The organism is Mycobacterium sp., from assembly GCF_039583785.1.
GTDB lineage: Bacteria > Actinomycetota > Actinomycetes > Mycobacteriales > Mycobacteriaceae > Mycobacterium.
Window position 1 is genome coordinate 40,519 of the sequence record NZ_JAVKSG010000029.1, and the last position, 4,304, is coordinate 44,822.

The following is a 4,304-nucleotide window of genomic DNA, read 5'->3' on the forward strand; positions in this document are numbered from 1 at the left end:
AGGGATTTTCCGATGACTTCGACTAGCACGCTGTGGCTGTTTCCACTGATCGCGATGGGCGGGGCGCTGCAAGCGATGGGGGGTCCGATGAACAACGCCCTGCGGGTTTCACTGATCAACCCCTGGCTGGCCACCCTGGTCTCGTTCGGGCTTATCGTGCCGATCTTTCTCGTCATAGCTGCGGTGTTCATCCGTCCGTTTCCAACGGCCGCCGGCCTCGCTGCCATGCCGTGGTGGGCGCCAATGGGCGGAATCGTCGGCTCTGTCGCCGTCGTCGCCGGGCTGCTGTTCATCGGCACAGTGGGCGCAGCCACCTACGCGGCGCTGACCGTCACCGCCAACCTGCTGACGTCGGTGGCAATCGACCATTTCGGATGGCTGGGACTGACGGCGCACCCGCTCACACCGACGCGCGGGATCGGCGCTGTTCTGTTGGTGGCCGGGGTCATTTTCATCTCCACCGGCTGACATCAGAACGAATCCTGCTGCGTCGGTTGCGCTAGATTGTCGGTCCTGACCCTCGCCGATCCCGACGAGCCGAAAACAACCAGTCCCCAGTTCGATTGGCGATGCATGACCCATCACGGGTCAACTCTCAGGTGCAGAGGTATTGCCGGTTGAGCATACAGTTGGCCGGTGGCGAGTAGGTACCGGTCAGCACGCCTCTGAAACCCCCTGTGGCTGAGGCACCGGGTGCGATGATGCGGTTCCAATTGGCAGGGGTGAGGACGTAGTGCGTACCGGATTGGGTAACGGTGCTATTCCACGTGTGCGAGATGGATTCTCCGCTCGGCAAGTCGAATTCCAGCTTCCAATCGGTCAGTGGCACCGCGCTCGAGTTGGTGACGGTGAAGTGGGCGATGAAACCGGTCTGCCACGTCGATGACACCGACAACGTCGCCGTGGCTGCGGCCGCATGAGCTGCGGGGGTGACGGTGAGTACGGGGATGGCAACGATCAACGCCAACACGGCGCTGTGAAGCGCTGTGCGCCAGCGTTTCACATCATTGTCCAGTCCGGCCATGGCAGCCGACACTAGAGCCGGACAGGCGATATCGGTCCGCGCATCGCGGGTAAGCTGCCATACCTTTGCTCAACTGACACCGTCGCGAAATTTTCGATCACGTGTGCAGCGCTCGGTCTAGCGCCACGCGTTCCTCCCCAATCGGTCCCAGCTGTCAGCGACGGGCTCGGCATGGCCGACATGCGGATAGTCATCGTCTGGAAGTACCACGGCCTGATGCTGCTCCGCCCAGTCAGTGAGGTCTGCCTCCACCGTCGGTACCGCGGTTTCGGATAGCAGTGCGTGTGGTTGGCCGGTCATGGTTCTCTCCTTCCGCTCGGTCGCGCAGGCCGGCGAACTGTCGTCAGGCCTCGCGGCAGGCAGCGTTGCGGCGACAGTCAGGTGACATGTGTGTAGGCAGGCGGCCCGCCCTGGGAAGTATCGCCTTGGTTGGGCTTTGGCGCCTCCGATACCCGCGTCGGTAGCGGGTGGCACCCAGGGTTTGGCCCAGACGGCGGGCTGGCCCGGCCTTGCTGGCGGTGATGGCATCACCTCGCTTTCATACAGTCGTGTGTCGACGGTGTCGGCATAGGTCGGGTGGACGGAGGGCTGCGTTGCCGTGGGTCGGCTCGCCGCACGAGACCTTGCCCGCGTCGCGCAGTGAGGTTCTGCCAAGACCGACCAGCGCGCCGGGGCCCATCGAGAGCGCACCCGGCCACTGATGGTGCCAGTCGCCGACAGCGGGCAGTGTTCTCGGCTTCGCAGAAGATGGCGTCGACTTCGGCAATCAGCTCTAACACCACTGACGGGTCGTCCAAGACCAGAGGCGCTGCCAGCCAGGCTGGTTCAATGGTGTCAGGCGATACCGGCGCCACCGTGCAACTGCACTGCGTCATCACTACCCCCAGATGCCCTGTCAGAAGACTGACCATTCACGTTTGCGTGCCGCTGGGCTTGTCGGGGCCCAGCGCCGGGGGACACCCTGAAGTGGTCGACGGACCTGGCCGACATCAGGCATCGGAACTGCGACAGACGCTTCGATGTCCGATCCTGCGGGTAAAAGGTCTCCAGCCGCCATCACACGGTGCCGCAGTAGTCGGCGGGATTGCCTGTTCGCACGGATGATCGCGTACCAGGACGCGCCCCGGATACGTCGCGGGCAGGTCCGTCACCACTGCAGGGTGTCCGTTACCGGATCAGACCCCGGCGTGCTCCTTCGCCATGTTCACCGAGGTGCCGTCTTCGGTGATCACCTTGCTGTCCTTGCCGATCGACTTGGCGCTGTCGGTGCGTCCCACGGCAATCTTGCGGGGCTTGGCCTTCTCGGCGACCGGGATCACGAGCCGCAGGACCCCGTCGTGGTACTCGGCGGTGATCCGGCTGGTGTCCAGGTTGTTTCCCAGCACCAGCTGGCGAGAGAACACTCCGCGGGGCCGCTCGGCGGCGAGCATCTCGCGGCCGGGATCCAGGGGGGCACGCTCGGCGCGCAACGTCACCACGTTGTTCTCGATGTCCAGGTCCAGCGAATCGGTGCTCACCCCGGGCAGGTCGAGCTCGACGATGAACTCATCTCCGTCTCGCCACGCGTCCATCGGCATCCCCGCCGGCCGAGCTGCGGTGCCCAGAACTTCTTGGGTAAAGCGGTCCAGTTCCCGGAACGGGTCGGTACGCATCAGCATGGTTGCCACCTCCAACGTTTCCTTTCTTGTCTCCACACTCTGTGCGCTTACCAGTTGGTTATCTATGCCATCTGGTATAGGTTTTGTATAGCACTGGCGGAAGTTCGATGCAAGTAGCGGAACAGGAAAAATTTTGAGTATCGCCAGCGGGGATCCCGGTCTCCCGGGTTCTGAGCCCGTCAACCGACTTCCCTCGCCCAGTCATGGGGTGTACGGGATTACGGTGGCCGCTGAATTATCGGGTGCGCCAACACAATCGCTGCGCCTGTGGGAACGTCATGGCCTGCTCACCCCCGCACGTACCGACGGCGGGACTCGGCGATACAGTTCCGACGACCTCGCCCGCATCGAACGCATCCTCAACTTGGTAGCCGCCGGTGTGAACATCGTCGGCATCGGCCGCATTCTGGACCTCGAAGACGACAACACTGCTCTGCGCGACGCGGCGGAGCGCAACAACCGGCCGCGGTAAACCGATCGAAGCCACTGGTCCGGGCGAATGCCCGAATTCGACAATTGTCGGCTCACCGAGCACGGTGCAGGTGCACGACTTGACCGACAATCAGCTGGGCAAGGTGGCCCCCATCGATGCGTCGCCGGGCGGATCGTGGGTTGGGCAACCTGAAGGTTCTTACGATCGGCTGCATCTGCCCGTGGACCTGAACTGCGCCTTCGTGATTCGTCTCATGTTGAAAACGGCGCCGGTTTCTCTGGGGATAGGGGAACAACCTTGACCTGCGACGCGACTGTCAGGGGCGCTTCCCGCCAGATCACCGTTTCGTTCTCCGACGACGACGGCCCGTGCGAAATCGACGGTCCCCGATAGGGCTTGAATTCGGCTCAACCCCTGTGTGCTGCGTCCGCCGGCAAAGCGAGCCGCGGATTTCGCCCGGGTCGATAGTGTCGCCGCGCCACCAGTCAGTTTGTCCACGACGGCCGGCGTCTGGCTGATAGCCATGCCGGCCACAGGTGCGCGGCACCGGCGGTAAACGAACTGTGGGCCGGCAAGGATTCACTCCCGACCGGCCCACAGATTACGTGAAGATCAGATTGCGGTCACTCCGGTGGCCTGGGGGCCCTTGGCGCCCTGTCCTACCTCGAACTGAACCCGCTGGTTGTCCTCCAGTGAGCGGTAGCCACCGCCTTGGATTTCGGAGTAGTGGACGAAGACGTCCGCACTGCCGTCATCGGGAGCGATAAAGCCGAAGCCCTTTTCGCCGTTGAACCATTTCACGGTTCCTTGCGTCATTTCCGTACTTCTTTCGTTTACTCTCGCGAATGCAGATCACATTCGCTGTGAAGCTTACCTCACGCGCGGTCAACAGCTTGATTCGTGACGAAACGGTGACCCCAAGTGACCACTTCCCATCCCAGTCGCTCAGCGCCACGACAGCCTGCAGGCCGCCCTGCGCCGCCCCCAATCCCGTCATCCGCCCCACCTCAAACGCCGCGCCACACCACGCACTACTGGCGCGGACCGTTGGTGGCTTTTGTGCGCGGCTGGCCCGAAACGGTCGCACCGACCTCAGGCCGTCGGCGCAATTTTTATTGCCTAAGCCGGCGCCACATACCGCGCCCTGCAGACTCCGCACCGAATGTATTCACCGGCGATCAGCCTGACC

Annotated in this window: 7 protein-coding genes; 3 read left to right on the top strand and 4 right to left on the bottom strand. The window is 63.2% G+C overall.

Features of this window, described 5'->3' with window-relative positions:
* The first annotated feature begins 12 nt into the window (after positions 1–12).
* Positions 13–468: a DMT family transporter gene (locus ABDV69_RS11225; RefSeq protein WP_343574211.1), complete on the top strand. Its 456-nt coding sequence runs from the start codon at positions 13–15 to the stop codon at positions 466–468.
* Positions 469–595: 127 nt separating this feature from the next.
* On the opposite strand, the gene ABDV69_RS11230 is transcribed toward ABDV69_RS11225, so the two are convergent.
* The 3 genes from ABDV69_RS11230 to ABDV69_RS11240 form a co-directional block, all read right to left on the bottom strand.
* A complete protein-coding gene (locus tag ABDV69_RS11230; RefSeq protein WP_343574213.1) occupies positions 596–1,024 on the bottom strand; it encodes a cellulose-binding domain-containing protein in 429 nt (142 codons plus the stop codon).
* A 117-nt stretch (positions 1,025–1,141) separates the two neighbouring features.
* Positions 1,142–1,324 carry a hypothetical protein gene (locus ABDV69_RS11235; protein WP_343574216.1) on the bottom strand — a complete coding sequence of 61 codons (183 nt, stop codon included), beginning with the start codon at positions 1,322–1,324 and terminating at the stop codon, positions 1,142–1,144.
* A gap of 875 nt (positions 1,325–2,199) precedes the next feature.
* The gene (locus tag ABDV69_RS11240; RefSeq protein ID WP_343574218.1) at positions 2,200–2,682 is read right to left on the bottom strand and encodes an Hsp20 family protein; all 483 of its coding nucleotides are present in this window, start codon (positions 2,680–2,682) and stop codon (positions 2,200–2,202) included.
* A 208-nt stretch (positions 2,683–2,890) separates the two neighbouring features.
* Between ABDV69_RS11240 and ABDV69_RS11245 the strand changes: the two genes are divergently transcribed.
* Both ABDV69_RS11245 and ABDV69_RS11250 read left to right on the top strand, forming a co-directional pair.
* Positions 2,891–3,154 (top strand): MerR family transcriptional regulator, encoded by a 264-nt coding sequence (locus tag ABDV69_RS11245; RefSeq protein WP_343574221.1) that lies wholly within the window; start codon positions 2,891–2,893, stop codon positions 3,152–3,154.
* Positions 3,155–3,233: 79 nt separating this feature from the next.
* A complete protein-coding gene (locus ABDV69_RS11250) occupies positions 3,234–3,416 on the top strand; it encodes a hypothetical protein (protein WP_343574223.1) in 183 nt (60 codons plus the stop codon).
* 311 nt (positions 3,417–3,727) lie between these two features.
* Here the strand turns inward: ABDV69_RS11250 and ABDV69_RS11255 are convergent, their stop codons facing one another.
* Entirely contained in the window at positions 3,728–3,931 is a 204-nt protein-coding gene (locus ABDV69_RS11255) for a cold-shock protein (RefSeq protein ID WP_343574226.1), read from the bottom strand.
* Positions 3,932–4,304: the final 373 nt, after the last annotated feature.

Excerpts from the sequence above, each read along its gene's own strand:
- ABDV69_RS11225 (WP_343574211.1), top strand. The coding sequence starts at position 13 with ATGACTTCGACTAGCACGCTGTGGCTGTTTCCACTGATCGCGATGGGC.
- ABDV69_RS11230 (WP_343574213.1), bottom strand. The coding sequence starts at position 1,024 with ATGGCCGGACTGGACAATGATGTGAAACGCTGGCGCACAGCGCTTCAC.
- ABDV69_RS11240 (WP_343574218.1), bottom strand. The coding sequence starts at position 2,682 with ATGCTGATGCGTACCGACCCGTTCCGGGAACTGGACCGCTTTACCCAA.
- ABDV69_RS11235 (WP_343574216.1), bottom strand. The coding sequence starts at position 1,324 with ATGACCGGCCAACCACACGCACTGCTATCCGAAACCGCGGTACCGACG.
- ABDV69_RS11255 (WP_343574226.1), bottom strand. The coding sequence starts at position 3,931 with ATGACGCAAGGAACCGTGAAATGGTTCAACGGCGAAAAGGGCTTCGGC.